Raw genomic sequence first — 12,657 nt, forward strand, 5'->3', positions numbered from 1 at the left:
GGCGGCGCCGGAGCGTTGGGATCGGCCGGGGGCGGCGGCGCCGCGGGCGGCGGGGCGTCCTGTGCCGTCGGGGTCGGCCCGGGCGGCGGCGCCGGCGCCGGCTGGGCTCCCGCTACGGCGGGGAAGGTCAGCGCGGCCACGGTGGCGCCGGTCAGGGCGACCAGTCCGACCGAGGTCGGCAGGCTCCTGCGGCGGGGGGAAGGCACGTCTCGCTCATGCATGGGGAAGAAACTACCGTGTTACAGCCGTGACGCAAGTGTGAGTAGCTGAGAATGTGCCGAATTGTGACATTGCCAGCACGGGTATAGACGCATGTCAGAGAGTTTTGATCGATTGCTCGCATGGCGAGCGCCCCGCGCGTGGCGCGGGGTGCGGGGCCGACGTCGTACGACGTCGACGAACGGTTGATCGCGACCCGGCCCCGTGGCGTTACCGCCGGCGGCGCGTCGGTTTCGGGCGGCTAGCTACCGTCCAGTAACATGGGGCCGACTCGCTGGGGTTCAGCGCCGAACACAACAGGAGGCCGATGATGGATGTCTTGATCACGGGATGCGACACCGACCTGGGGCGCACGATCGCCGAGAATTTCAGCCACGCCGGGCACCGGGTGATCGTCGCCGGACGTCACCGCGACGACCTCGAGGTGCTGGCCAAGGAACTCGACGCGGACGCCATCGCCGTCGACATGGCCGACCCCGCCGCGATCGCGGCGGCGCACGACCAGTTCCCCGCACACCTCGACACGGTGATCAACGTGCCCGCCCCCACCTGGAACGCCGGCGACCCGCGCGCCTACACACTCGTCGACCATGCCGCCGAATGGCGGGGACTGTTCGACGCCGGCCTGCTCTCCGCGGTGCTGGCCGTGCAGGTGCTCGGCGACCAGCTGCGCTCCGGCGGCTCGATCGTCACGGTCATCGGGGACGCGCTGCGGGAAGGCAGCGCCGCAGCGGCGGTCAAGGCCGCGGTCTCGGAATGGACGGCCGGACAGGCGCACTACTTCGGCATCCGCGGGATCACCGTCAACGCGGTGGCCATGGGACGCGGGGCCGAGCCCGGTTACGAAGGGCTGGGCACCACCTCCCCGTCGGTGAGCGCCGAGATCGCCCGGCTGTCGCTGTTCCTCACCACGCCCGCCGCGCGGCACATCACCGGGCAGACCCTGCATGTCAGCCACGGCGCCCTGGCCAACTTCGGCTGAGGACGACGATCAAGCGGCGAGGCACGAGCCGCGTTGTGGGGGCACCACCCGCTTGCGGGGGAAAGTCCGACGATGTTGGCTGACCGCAAACCGTCCACGCGCACCGTTTATTCCGCGCTTCGCGCCGAGTGAAACGGCGGACGGTGGGCCCCGCCCGATGCGTAGGGTCTGACTCGTGACGATTCGACTCGGGCTTCAGATCAACAACTTCTCGTACGGAACCGGCGTCGGGGAACTGTTCCCCACCGTCGTCGCTCAGGCGAAAGAAGCCGACAGTTCCGGCTTCGACTCCGTGTTCCTGATGGACCACTTCTACCAACTGCCGGGTATCGGGAACTACGACGAGCCGATGCTCGAGGCGTACACCGCACTGGGCGCGCTGGCCGCGGCGACCGACACCGTGCAGCTCGGCACCCTGGTCACCGGCAACACCTACCGCAACCCCACCCTGCTCGCGAAGGCGATCACCACGCTGGACGTGATCAGCGCCGGCCGCGCGATCCTGGGCATCGGCACCGGGTGGTTCGAACTCGAGCACGACCAACTCGGCTACGACTTCGGCACGTTCACCGACCGGTTCGAAAAGCTGGGCGAGGCGCTGCAGATCATCCTGCCGATGCTCGCCGGTGAGCGTCCCACCGTCACCGGCAAGCACTACCGCACGCAGGAGGCGCTGGCCAATCCCCGCTTCCGCGACCACATTCCGCTGATGATCGGCGGCAGCGGCGAGAAGAAGACCATTCCGCTGGCCGCCAAGCACTTCGACCACCTCAACGTGATCGCCGGGTTCGACGAGCTCGCCCGCAAGGTGGACGTCGTCAAACAGCGTTGCGAGGAGATCGACCGCGACCCCGCGACGCTGGAGACCAGCATGCTCATCGGCGCGATCGTCGGCGACGGCGTCACCCCGGACATGATCCCCGAGGACTTCCGGCAGCGGATGGTCGCGGGCAGCGTCGAGCAGGTGGCCGAGCAGGTCCAGACCAAGGTGCTCGACGCCGGCATCGACGGGGTCATCCTGTTCGTCCCGACCCAGACCGTCGGCTATCAGCCGGGTCAGATCACCGCCCTCGGCGAGGCGCTCAAGCCGCTGGTCACGGGGTGAGCCGGCGCGGTGGGGCATCTCACCGCGCCGCCAGGAAGTGCGGCGGCTAAGGTTCTGGTTGTTCTGAATGGGTAAAGAAGTTCCGCCAAGGACACCCGAGAGCACCGTGCACAGGAGTAGCCATGACCCATCCCGGAGCCATCGCATCCGATCGCCACAAGGTGGTCATCATCGGATCGGGATTCGGCGGGCTGACCGCGGCCAAGACCCTCAAGAGGGCTGACGTCGACATCAAGTTGATCGCCCGCACCACCCATCACCTGTTCCAGCCGCTGCTGTACCAGGTGGCGACCGGCATCATCTCCGAGGGCGAGATCGCGCCGGCGACCCGGGTGATCCTGCGCAAGCAGAAGAACGCGCAGGTGCTGCTCGGCGACGTCACCGGCATCGACCTGAAGACCAACACCGTGCGCTCGGAGTTGCTGGGCCACACCTACATCACGCCGTTCGACAGCCTGATCGTCGCCGCAGGCGCGGGTCAGTCCTATTTCGGCAACGACCACTTCGCCGAGTGGGCGCCGGGCATGAAGTCGATCGACGACGCGCTCGAACTGCGCGGCCGGATCCTGGGCGCCTTCGAACAGGCCGAGCGGTCCAGTGACCCGGCCCGCCGGGAGAAGCTGCTGACGTTCGTGGTCGTCGGCGCCGGCCCGACCGGTGTCGAAATGGCCGGGCAGATCGCCGAATTGGCGGACCAGACGCTCAAAGGTGCCTTCCGGCACATCGATTCGACCAAGGCGCGGGTGATCCTGCTCGACGCCGCGCCGGCGGTGCTGCCGCCGATGGGCGAGAAGCTGGGCAAGAAGGCGCAGGCCCGGCTGGAGAAGATGGGCGTGGAGATCCAGCTCAACGCGATGGTGACCGACGTCGACCGCAACGGCATCACGGTCAAGGACCCCGACGGCAAGATCCGCCGCATCGAGGCGGCCTGCAAGGTGTGGTCGGCCGGCGTGTCGGCCAGCCCGCTGGGCCGCGACCTCGCCGAGCAGTCCGGCGTCGAGCTCGACCGCGCCGGCCGGGTCAAGGTGCTCCCCGATCTCTCGATCCCCGGTCACCCGAACGTGTTCGTCGTTGGCGACATGGCTGCGGTGGAAGGCGTGCCGGGCATGGCGCAGGGCGCCATCCAGGGCGGCAAGTACGCCGCCAAGGCGATCATCGCCGGCCTCAAGGGCGCCGACCCCGCGCAGCGGGAACCGTTCAGCTATTTCGACAAGGGCTCGATGGCGACGGTGTCGAAGTACAACGCGGTGGCCAAGGTGGGCCCGCTGGAGTTCGGCGGCTTCATCGCGTGGCTGGCTTGGCTGCTGCTGCACCTGGTGTACCTGGTCGGGTTCAAGACCAAGATCGCCACGCTGCTGTCGTGGACGGTGACGTTCCTGGGCAGCAACCGCGGTCAGCTCACCATCACCGAGCAGCAGGCCTACGCGCGCACCAGGATCGAGGAACTCGAGGAGATCGCCGCGGCCGTCGAGGAGAAAGCGGCCAGCTAGAGCCGCTCCCCCTGCCAGGTGGCCAGACAGCCGCCGCCGGCCAGTGCCAGCGTGACGCCGGCGGTGTCGACGTCGGTGGCGGGGTAATGCAATTCGCTGACACAGGCCCGCGGAGCGGCGATCTCGTCGTCGGCGAACGAGCCGTTGCCCAACTCGACCCGGTGGCGCAGCAGCGCGACGCCGTCCACGTCGGCGTGCAGCGATCCCGACCAGTAGCCGTCGCGCTCCCCGGTCCTGCCGATCTGGACGCGCTCGCGCAGCCGCACCGACGCGCCGGCGCCCACCGCCAGACGCGTCGACGTCACGTGGCGGGACGGGCCCGCCACGATCGTGGGCTGCGGGTCGAGGTCCAGGACGCCGGCCACCTCCAGGTCCCAACTCGCATGGGACTCGGTGGTCAGCGCCCCGGGCAGCGCCATCGTCGCCGCGGCCGTGCGCACCGCCAGCCGGGCGCCCTCCTCGACCACCACCCGCAGCCGGATCGCGTCACCGCCCAGCGGTGTGGCCGCGGCGGAGACCAGGTGCACCGTGTCGCGCTCGGTCCGGCGGGCGGCGATCCCGCCCGCACATTCCAGGTGGGGTGAACGGCCGGCCCGCGCGACGATCAGCACGTCGGAGCGCATCTACACCGCCTGCGCGACCCGCAGCTGCTCGCGCACCCACTCCAGCACCGGGCCCGCGGTGGGATCGGCGGTCAGCGAGATCAGCGCGAACGGACGGTCCCCCCGGGCGGCCGCGGCGTCGCGGCGCATGACATCCAGATCGGCGCCGACGAGGGGCGCCAGATCGGTCTTGTTGATCACCAGCAGATCCGAGAACGTCACGCCGGGTCCGCCCTTGCGGGGCACCTTGTCGCCGCCGGCCACGTCGATCACGAAGATCTGCACGTCGATCAGGCCGGACGAGAACGTGGCGGTGAGGTTGTCGCCACCGGACTCGACCAGGATCAGATCCAGCTGGTCGTGCGCGGCGATCAGGTCGTCGATGGCGTCGAGGTTCGCGGTGATGTCGTCGCGGATCGCGGTGTGCGGGCAGCCGCCGGTCTGCACCGCGGCGATGCGGTCGTCGGGCAGTACGGCGTTGCGGCGCAAGAAGTCCGCATCTTCGGTGGTGTAGATGTCGTTGGTCAGCACCGCCAGGGACAGCTCGTCGCGCAACGTGCGGCACAGCGCGGCCACCAGGGCGGTCTTGCCGGAGCCGACCGGACCGCCGACCCCGATCCGCAGCGGTTCACCGGGCCGCCGGGCGCGGCGCGGGCGATCCGCGTGGCCGTGCGAGTGGCCGACTCCGTCGATGAGATGTGGTGGCATGGCGGCTCTTTCGGATCAGGACGCGAACAACGGACGGTCACGGTCGAGGTGGCGCTGGGCCAGGACGTCGAGGAGCGGGTCGGACAGGTCGGCGAGGTCCTTGACGGCTTCGGCGGCGGTCCGCTCACACAGCGGCGCCAGCGCGAACGTCAACGCGGCGACGTCGCCGGGATCGAGGGCGAGCAGGCGCTGGCCGGCCGTCGCCGATCCGGTCATCGTCGTGTAGACCACCGACAGGGCGGTCTGCCCGGGCGTCAGTCCGCTCGCCCGGCCCACCGCCCCCGCGGCGACCGCCAGATGCGGCGTGGCGCCGAGTGTGTCCCAGTCGGTGTCGGGCCACACCCGCCGGGCCAGCCGGACGAGCCCGCGGCCCTGTGCCCGCGACGCCGCGCGGGCGGCCGGAGCCGGTGTGCGCGCGTCGGTCTCGCTGTCGCCGGTACCCCCGGCCGCGGCGGTCAACGTGCCCTCGTGGACGGCGGCGGCCAGCGACGCGGCGACCAGTCCGGTGGTGCGGATCCGGCGGCCGAGGTAGGCGCGCAGCGTCGCGAGGTCGATGACCAGACCGCTGGTGACCGCCTCCTCGATGCCCCCCGAATGCACGTGCCCGCCGGTGGGCAGCCGCGAATCGGCCAGCACGAGCAGGGTGGCGAGGGTGTCCATCAGAACAGGAAGAACCGTTGCGCCATGGGCAGTTCCGCGGCGGGCTGCTCCTGCCACACCTCACCGTCGATGCGGACGGTGAACGTGTCCGGGTCGACCTGGATGTCGGGCAGCGCGTCGTTGAGGGGCATCTGCGCCTTGCCGACCGCGCGGACGTTGCCCACGGCGACGAGCCTGCGCCGCACCGCGATCCGGTCGGCCAGCCCGTCCTCCAGGGCCTGCGGGGCGACGAAGTGCACCGAGGTCGCGGCGGCCGCGGCCGGCGAGGCGCCGAACATCGGTCGCGGCAGCACCGGCTGCGGAGTGGGAATGGAGGCGTTGGCGTCGCCCATCGCCGCCCAGGCGATCATGCCGCCCTTGAGCACCGCGTGCGGACGGACCCCGAAGAAGGCCGGCTCCCACAGCACCAGGTCGGCGAGCTTGCCCACCTCGACCGAGCCGATCTCGTGATCCATCCCGTGGGCGACCGCCGGGCAGATCGTGTACTTGGCGACATACCGTTGCGCCCTGGTGTTGTCGGCGCGGGTGTCCCCCGGCAGGAAGCCGCGGCGGCGCTTCATCACGTGCGCGGTCTGCCACGTCCGCAGCACCACCTCGCCGATGCGCCCCATGGCCTGGGCGTCGCTGCCGATCATCGAGATCGCCCCGATGTCGTGCAGCAGGTCCTCGGCCGCGATCGTCGAGGGCCGGATCCGGCTCTCGGCGAACGCGAGATCCTCGGGCACGCTGGGGTTGAGGTGATGGCACACCATCAGCATGTCCAGGTGCTCGTCGAGGGTGTTGACGGTGTGCGGGCGGGTCGGGTTGGTGGAACTGGGCAACACGTTGGGTTTGCCGGCGACGGTGATGATGTCCGGTGCGTGTCCCCCGCCCGCACCCTCGGTGTGATACGCGTGGATCGACCGGCCCTTGATCGCGGCGAGGGTGTCCTCGACGAAGCCCGCCTCGTTGAGGGTGTCGGTGTGGATGTTGGCCTGCACGCCGGCGGCCTCGGCGACCGTCAGGCAGGCGTCGATGGCCGCAGGGGTGGTGCCCCAGTCCTCGTGCAGCTTGAAACCTGCTGCGCCGCCGCGTAACTGCTCCCACATCGCCTCGGCGCTCACGGTGTTGCCCTTGCCGAGCAGCGCGACGTTGAGCGGCCACGTGTCGAGCGCCTCGAGCATCCGCGCCAGGTGCCACGACCCCGGGGTGACCGTGGTGGCCTTGCTTCCCTCGGCGGGTCCGGTGCCGCCGGCGACGATCGTCGTGATGCCGCCGCCCAGGGCCTCCTCCATGATCTGCGGGCAGATCAGGTGCACGTGACAGTCGATCGCCCCCGCGGTGACGATGCGGCCGTTGCCGGCGATGACCTCCGTCGACGGTCCGACCACGAGGTCGGGGTGTACCCCCGACATGATGTCCGGATTGCCCGCCTTGCCGATGGCGACGATGCGGCCGTCACGAATCCCGATGTCGGCCTTGATGATCCCCCAGTAGTCGAGGATGACCGCGCCGGTGATGACGGTGTCGGGGGCGCCGTCGGCGCGGGTGGCGCGGGACTGGCCCATCGACTCGCGCAGCACCTTGCCGCCACCGAACACCGCCTCGTCGCCGGCGAGTGTCGGTCCGCCGCTGCGGTCTTCGGTGATCTCGACGAACAGGTCGGTGTCGGCCAGCCGGATCCGGTCGCCGGTCGTCGGGCCGTACAGGGCCGCGTAGCGGGCCCGGGACAGGGAGGTCATACCGGTCCGTCCAATCTGCCGGGCGGGTCGAGACTCAGGCCGTACACCTCGCGGGTGCCGCCCAACGGCACGAGGCCCACGCGCTGGGTGACGCCGGGCTCGAACCGGATCGCGGTCCCCGCGGGGATGTCGAACCGATGGCCGTGGGCGGCGGTGCGGTCGAACTGCAGGGCCGAATTGGACTGGGGCACATGAACGTGACTGCCGACCTGCACGGGCCGGTCGCCGGTGTTGACGATGTCGAGCTCGAGCCGCTGCGCGCCGGCGTTGAGCTCGATGTCGCCGTCGCCGAAGACGATCTCTCCGGGAATCATCGCCGCCGCCTCACGAGATCGGGTCGTGGACGGTGACGAGCTTGGTGCCGTCGGGGAAGGTGGCCTCGACCTGGACGTCGTGCAGCATCTCGGGGATACCGTCCATCACCTCGTCGCGGCCGAGCACGGCACGGCCGCTGACCATCAGCTCGGCGACGGTCCGGCCGTCCCGGGCTCCCTCGAGGATGTGGTCGGTGATCACCGCGACGGCCTCGGGATGGTTGAGCCGCAGGCCGCGGGCCTGCCGGCGGCGGGCCAGTTCGGCCGCATACGAGATCAGCAGCCGTTCCTGTTCATGCGGGGTCAGGCGCATAGTGGGCGATCCTGCCACGCCGCGCGACAGTCAGCAGCGCACGCGGGTGCGCCTACTCCTCGGGCAGGTTCTGCAGCCGAACCTGACCGCGCGCCACCAACCGGTCGGACGCATCGGTGATGGTCACCGACCACAGCTGCTGGCGACGGCCGCGGTGAATGGGCGTGGACGCCGCGGTCACGGTGCCGGTGTTGATCGCGCGCAGGAAGTCGGTGTTGTTGTTGACGCCGACGACGTGGCCGCCCCCGTTCTGGGAGAGCCACACCTGGCCCGAGACGCTGGCCATGCTCTCGATGACCGCGCAGTAGACGCCACCGTGCACGATTCCCCAGGGCTGCAACAGCTTCTCGGTGATCTCCAGCGTGGCGTGTCCGCCGTCCGGGCTCATGTCGAGATAGGTGAGGCCGAGTTCTTTGTCGAAGCCGCCGCCGACTCCATCGGGAAGATCAGTCACGGATCGTGTCTACACGCCTGTCGTGGGGCCGCGAAAAGGGGGACGGGCCCCACGCGGGAGCGTGGGGCCCGTCCTTCGGTCGGACCGGGGGTCTCTGCAGCCCTCAGGACTCCGGCGCGGTCCGGTGGTTCTCGATGTTGCGGCACCGCCCATCAATATAGGCAAGGCTTCCCTAATCAAGCAAGGGCTTCGCCGTGGCGGGCCGCGCGCGACCCGCGCACGGGGGCACCGAAGCCGACGAGCGCGTCGAGCACCGCCTGGGCGCGCCGCATGCTGACCACCTCACTGGTGCCGGCGAGCACCGGGATCCGGGTGGCCGCGCCGACGGCCGCCACCCCGACGGCATGCCACATCGCCGCGACCGGCATCGCGCCGCCGCTGACCGCAGTGAGCCGGCCGAACAGCGGTGCGAGCGCGCGGTGACTGCGGTGGGCGACCCAGGTGGTCAGCGCGGCCTCGCTGGGCAGCGCGACGATCCCGTCGTCGACGACCGCCGCCCGCCCGTCGAACACCGGATCGTCGGGCAGCGCGCGCAGCGTCGGGTCGGCCACCCCCACCCAGTCGATGGCGCCCTCGGAGTCGACGTGCACCCACAGGTTCTCCGGGCCGGTGTCCCACGCGCGGCCCTCCAGGACCAGCAGCGGGATCACGCGCCCCACCACCACGTGGGCGAAGGTGGCCGCGAGCTGCTGGGTCACCGCCGCCGGGCCGCCCGACTCCGCCAGAGCCGCGTCGTACATCCGGCTCAGCCGGTCGGTGGTGAGCAACTCGGCCAGCGGCCACCAGCGCCGCCGGGAGAGATCCCCCATCACCGCGACGCCGTACACCCGCGGGCACTCGCGGTAGAGCTCGCGCAACCGCCGGCTGGACTCGTGGACCGGCAGGGTGCGGCGGATCGACATGCTCGCGATCAGGGGATCGTCCACCAGGACCGTCACGACACCTCCACGTTGAGTTAGGTTAGCCTTACTATAATCATGACCGCGGAAGGGGTGACCACCGGCTGTGATCGGACTCACAACGCTCGACGGCACGACGCCCAGGCGTGCTGACGTTGGTCAACGCAACGACGTGAGTCGGCCCGTCGCCGGTTCCCAGGAACTTGATACGACACGCGGTAGTAATCCCGTAGTAGGCTCGAAACCACCGCCGGTAGGAGAGAAACGGAAGATGGCCAAGCTGACACGGCTCGGAGAACTCGAGCGCTCGGTGATGGACCACCTGTGGTCCGCGGGCGAACCGCAAACCGTGCGGCAGGTGCACGAAGCCCTGTCGGCGCACCGCGAACTCGCCTATACGACGATCATGACCGTGCTGCAGCGGCTGGCCAAGAAGAACCTGGTCGTCCAGCATCGCGACGACCGCGCGCACCGCTACGCGCCCACGCACGGACGCGACGAACTGGTCGCAGGCCTGATGGTCGACGCCCTCGACCAGGCCGCCGATTCGGGCAGTCGGGAGGCCGCGCTGGTGCATTTCGTCGAACGCGTCGGCGCCGACGAGGCCGACGCGCTGCGCCGGGCGCTGGCAGAACTCGAGGACAAGCACCGCTCGCACCGACCCGGTAGCGATCACCCCACCGGCTGAGAGACACTGACAGCGTGTCCGCGCTGGCCTTCACCACCGTCGCCCTGCTTCTGTCAGGGCCGGTGCCTGCGATGCTGGCGCGCGCCACCTGGCCGCTGCGCGCCCCCCGCGCCGCGATCGTGCTCTGGCAGTCGATCGCCCTGGCCGCGGTGCTGTCCTTCTTCTCCGCGGGTATCGCGATCGCCAGCCGGCTCTTCGAGCCCGGTCCGGACGGCCGGCCCACCGCGACGATCGTCACCGCGTACGACGACCTCGGGTGGGCGCTGTGGACCACCTACGTCGTCGTGTTCGCGCTGACCCTCGTCGTCGGGGCCCGGCTGATCGGTTCGATCCTGCAGGTGGCGATCGCCACCCGCCGCCGCCGCGCCCATCACCGCATGATCGTCGACCTCGTCGGCGCGCACCCCACCCGGCCGATGGCGGCCAGCGGCCTGCGCATCCTTCACGTCGATCAACCCCTGGCGTACTGCCTGCCCGGCGTGCGCAGCCGCGTCGTGGTCAGCGAGGGTGCGCTGAACACGTTGGCGGACAACGAGATCTCGGCCATCCTGTCGCACGAGCGGGCGCACCTTCGGGCCCGGCACGACCTGGTGCTCGAGATGTTCACCGCGGTGCACGCCGCGTTCCCCCGCATCGTGCGCAGTGGGCACGCACTCAACGCGGTGCGCCTGCTCATCGAGGCGCTGGCCGACGACGCCGCCGTCCGCCACACCGGCCCCACTCCCCTGGCCCGCGCGCTGGTCGCCTGCGCGGCCGGGCACACCCCGCGCGGCGCGCTGGCGGCGGGCGGACCCACCACGGTGCTGCGGGTGCGCCGGCTCGGCGGCGCGCCGAACAGCCGGACCGTCGCCGCATGCGCCTACGTCTGCGCCGCGACGGTGCTGGTGCTGCCGACCGTCGCGCTGGCGGTGCCGTGGCTGACCGAGCTGCACCGCCTGTTCAGTGCCCTCTAGATGCCCTCTGGATGCCCTCGAGCTCTGCCCGATCCCCCACAACCGCACAACGAAAGGCTGTCCGCATGACCGACTCCGCCACTTCCACCACCGGTACCGCGCAGATCGGCGTCACCGGCCTCGCGGTCATGGGGTCGAACCTCGCGCGCAACTTCGCCCACCACGGCTACACCGTGGCACTGCACAACCGCTCGATCGCCAAGACCGACGCCCTGCTGGCCGAGCACGGCTCCGAGGGGAAGTTCGTGCGCAGTGAGACCATCGCCGAATTCCTCGACGCGCTGGAGAAGCCGCGGCGGGTGATCATCATGGTCAAAGCCGGTGATCCGACCGACGCGGTGATCAACGAGCTCGCCGACGCGATGGAAGAAGGCGACATCATCATCGACGGCGGCAACGCGCTCTACACCGACACCATCCGCCGCGAGAAGGCCATCCGTGAGCGCGGACTGCACTTCGTCGGCGCCGGCATCTCCGGTGGCGAGGAGGGCGCCCTCAACGGGCCGTCGATCATGCCCGGCGGGCCCGCCGAGTCCTACGAGAGCCTCGGGCCGCTGCTCGAGGAGATCTCCGCGCACGTCGACGGCGTGCCGTGCTGCACCCACATCGGCCCCGACGGCGCCGGCCACTTCGTCAAGATGGTGCACAACGGCATCGAGTACTCCGACATGCAGCTCATCGGCGAGGCCTACCAGCTGCTGCGCGACGGGCTGGGCAAGACCGCCCCCGAGATCGCCGACATCTTCGCCGAGTGGAACACCGGCGACCTCGACAGCTTCCTCATCGAGATCACCGCGCAGGTGCTGCGCCAGACCGACGAGAAGACCGGCAAGCCGCTGGTCGACGTCATCCTCGACGAAGCCGAGCAGAAGGGCACCGGCCGCTGGACGGTGAAGTCCGCCCTCGACCTGGGTGTCCCGGTGACCGGCATCGCCGAGGCCGTGTTCGCCCGCGCTCTGTCGGGTTCGGTCGCCCAGCGCAAGGCCACCACCGGCCTGGCCTCCGGTGAGCTCGGCGACAAGCCCAGCGACGCAACCCAATTCGTCGACGACGTGAGCAAGGCGCTCTACGCCTCGAAGATCATCGCCTACGCGCAGGGTTTCAACCAGATCCAGGCCGGCAGTAACGAGTACGACTGGAACATCGCCCCCGGCGACATGGCGAGGATCTGGCGGGGCGGCTGCATCATCCGCGCCAAGTTCCTCAACCGGATCACCGACGCGTTCGACGAGAACCCGGACCTGCCCACGCTGATCTCCGCTCCGTACTTCCGCGAGGCCATCGAAGCCGGCATCGACAGCTGGCGTCGCGTCGTGGTGACCGCCACCGAACTCGGCATCCCGATCCCGGGCTTCGCCTCGGCCCTGTCCTACTACGACGCCCTGCGCACCGAGCGGCTGCCCGCCGCACTGACCCAGGGGCTGCGGGACTTCTTCGGCGCCCACACCTACGGCCGCATCGACAGCGACCCGGCCAAGCGCTTCCACACGCTGTGGAGCGGCGACCGCAGCGAGATCGAGGCCTGACCCTGCGCCACTAGACTCGGGGC

The 12,657-nt window shown here is 70.3% G+C and carries 14 protein-coding genes and 1 pseudogene; 6 read left to right on the forward strand and 9 right to left on the reverse strand.

Annotated features, from left to right (window positions below):
* Nucleotides 1-221: pseudogene (locus tag MCHLDSM_RS36990) on the reverse strand (hypothetical protein); the annotation flags it as partial.
* 308 nt (nucleotides 222-529) lie between these two features.
* Here MCHLDSM_RS36990 and MCHLDSM_RS05560 point away from each other — a divergent pair.
* From MCHLDSM_RS05560 to MCHLDSM_RS05570, 3 genes are all read left to right on the forward strand, one after another.
* On the forward strand, nucleotides 530-1,201 hold the full coding sequence (locus MCHLDSM_RS05560; protein ID WP_048469251.1) for an SDR family oxidoreductase: 672 nt from the start codon (nucleotides 530-532) through the stop codon (nucleotides 1,199-1,201).
* A gap of 175 nt (nucleotides 1,202-1,376) precedes the next feature.
* Nucleotides 1,377-2,306: an LLM class F420-dependent oxidoreductase gene (locus MCHLDSM_RS05565; RefSeq protein ID WP_048469252.1), complete on the forward strand. Its 930-nt coding sequence runs from the start codon at nucleotides 1,377-1,379 to the stop codon at nucleotides 2,304-2,306.
* Between the two features lie 122 nt (nucleotides 2,307-2,428).
* Entirely contained in the window at nucleotides 2,429-3,796 is a 1,368-nt protein-coding gene (locus MCHLDSM_RS05570; RefSeq protein WP_048469253.1) for a type II NADH:quinone oxidoreductase Ndh, read from the forward strand.
* Here the strand turns inward: MCHLDSM_RS05570 and MCHLDSM_RS05575 are convergent.
* From MCHLDSM_RS05575 to MCHLDSM_RS05610, 8 genes are all read right to left on the reverse strand, one after another.
* Nucleotides 3,793-4,419, reverse strand: coding sequence for an urease accessory protein UreD (locus tag MCHLDSM_RS05575; protein ID WP_048469254.1), 627 nt, complete (start codon nucleotides 4,417-4,419; stop codon nucleotides 3,793-3,795). The two genes, MCHLDSM_RS05570 and MCHLDSM_RS05575, sit on opposite strands and share 4 nt — an antisense overlap.
* Nucleotides 4,420-5,106 carry an urease accessory protein UreG gene (ureG, locus tag MCHLDSM_RS05580; protein WP_048469255.1) on the reverse strand — a complete coding sequence of 229 codons (687 nt, stop codon included), beginning with the start codon at nucleotides 5,104-5,106 and terminating at the stop codon, nucleotides 4,420-4,422. It abuts the gene before it with no gap.
* Between the two features lie 15 nt (nucleotides 5,107-5,121).
* A complete protein-coding gene (locus MCHLDSM_RS05585; RefSeq protein ID WP_048469256.1) occupies nucleotides 5,122-5,766 on the reverse strand; it encodes an urease accessory protein UreF in 645 nt (214 codons plus the stop codon).
* On the reverse strand, nucleotides 5,766-7,487 hold the full coding sequence (locus tag MCHLDSM_RS05590) for an urease subunit alpha (protein WP_048469257.1): 1,722 nt from the start codon (nucleotides 7,485-7,487) through the stop codon (nucleotides 5,766-5,768). The genes MCHLDSM_RS05585 and MCHLDSM_RS05590 overlap by 1 nt, the downstream gene beginning before the upstream one ends.
* A complete protein-coding gene (locus tag MCHLDSM_RS05595) occupies nucleotides 7,484-7,801 on the reverse strand; it encodes an urease subunit beta (protein WP_048469258.1) in 318 nt (105 codons plus the stop codon). The genes MCHLDSM_RS05590 and MCHLDSM_RS05595 overlap by 4 nt, the downstream gene beginning before the upstream one ends.
* 10 nt (nucleotides 7,802-7,811) lie before the next feature.
* Nucleotides 7,812-8,114, reverse strand: a complete 303-nt coding sequence (locus tag MCHLDSM_RS05600; protein ID WP_048421251.1) for an urease subunit gamma — start codon at nucleotides 8,112-8,114, stop codon at nucleotides 7,812-7,814.
* A 52-nt stretch (nucleotides 8,115-8,166) separates the two neighbouring features.
* A complete protein-coding gene (locus MCHLDSM_RS05605) occupies nucleotides 8,167-8,568 on the reverse strand; it encodes a PaaI family thioesterase (RefSeq protein WP_048469259.1) in 402 nt (133 codons plus the stop codon).
* 176 nt (nucleotides 8,569-8,744) lie between these two features.
* Nucleotides 8,745-9,506, reverse strand: coding sequence for a hypothetical protein (locus MCHLDSM_RS05610; RefSeq protein ID WP_048469260.1), 762 nt, complete (start codon nucleotides 9,504-9,506; stop codon nucleotides 8,745-8,747).
* A gap of 232 nt (nucleotides 9,507-9,738) precedes the next feature.
* On the opposite strand from MCHLDSM_RS05610, the gene MCHLDSM_RS05615 reads away from it, so the two are divergent.
* The 3 genes from MCHLDSM_RS05615 (at nucleotide 9,739) to gndA (ending at nucleotide 12,634) form a co-directional block, all read left to right on the forward strand.
* Nucleotides 9,739-10,155: a BlaI/MecI/CopY family transcriptional regulator gene (locus tag MCHLDSM_RS05615; protein ID WP_048469261.1), complete on the forward strand. Its 417-nt coding sequence runs from the start codon at nucleotides 9,739-9,741 to the stop codon at nucleotides 10,153-10,155.
* A 14-nt stretch (nucleotides 10,156-10,169) separates the two neighbouring features.
* Nucleotides 10,170-11,108, forward strand: coding sequence for a M56 family metallopeptidase (locus MCHLDSM_RS05620; protein WP_048469262.1), 939 nt, complete (start codon nucleotides 10,170-10,172; stop codon nucleotides 11,106-11,108).
* A gap of 65 nt (nucleotides 11,109-11,173) precedes the next feature.
* Nucleotides 11,174-12,634: an NADP-dependent phosphogluconate dehydrogenase gene (gene gndA / locus MCHLDSM_RS05625; protein ID WP_048469263.1), complete on the forward strand. Its 1,461-nt coding sequence runs from the start codon at nucleotides 11,174-11,176 to the stop codon at nucleotides 12,632-12,634.
* Nucleotides 12,635-12,657: the final 23 nt, after the last annotated feature.

Source organism: Mycolicibacterium chlorophenolicum, assembly GCF_001044235.1.
GTDB lineage: Bacteria > Actinomycetota > Actinomycetes > Mycobacteriales > Mycobacteriaceae > Mycobacterium > Mycobacterium chlorophenolicum.

Excerpts from the sequence above, each read along its gene's own strand:
- MCHLDSM_RS05560 (WP_048469251.1), top strand. The coding sequence starts at position 530 with ATGGATGTCTTGATCACGGGATGCGACACCGACCTGGGGCGCACGATC.
- MCHLDSM_RS05570 (WP_048469253.1), top strand. The coding sequence starts at position 2,429 with ATGACCCATCCCGGAGCCATCGCATCCGATCGCCACAAGGTGGTCATC.
- MCHLDSM_RS05575 (WP_048469254.1), bottom strand. The coding sequence starts at position 4,419 with ATGCGCTCCGACGTGCTGATCGTCGCGCGGGCCGGCCGTTCACCCCAC.
- ureG (WP_048469255.1), bottom strand. The coding sequence starts at position 5,106 with ATGCCACCACATCTCATCGACGGAGTCGGCCACTCGCACGGCCACGCG.
- MCHLDSM_RS05585 (WP_048469256.1), bottom strand. The coding sequence starts at position 5,766 with ATGGACACCCTCGCCACCCTGCTCGTGCTGGCCGATTCGCGGCTGCCC.
- MCHLDSM_RS05590 (WP_048469257.1), bottom strand. The coding sequence starts at position 7,487 with ATGACCTCCCTGTCCCGGGCCCGCTACGCGGCCCTGTACGGCCCGACG.
- MCHLDSM_RS05595 (WP_048469258.1), bottom strand. The coding sequence starts at position 7,801 with ATGATTCCCGGAGAGATCGTCTTCGGCGACGGCGACATCGAGCTCAAC.
- MCHLDSM_RS05600 (WP_048421251.1), bottom strand. The coding sequence starts at position 8,114 with ATGCGCCTGACCCCGCATGAACAGGAACGGCTGCTGATCTCGTATGCG.
- MCHLDSM_RS05615 (WP_048469261.1), top strand. The coding sequence starts at position 9,739 with ATGGCCAAGCTGACACGGCTCGGAGAACTCGAGCGCTCGGTGATGGAC.
- gndA (WP_048469263.1), top strand. The coding sequence starts at position 11,174 with ATGACCGACTCCGCCACTTCCACCACCGGTACCGCGCAGATCGGCGTC.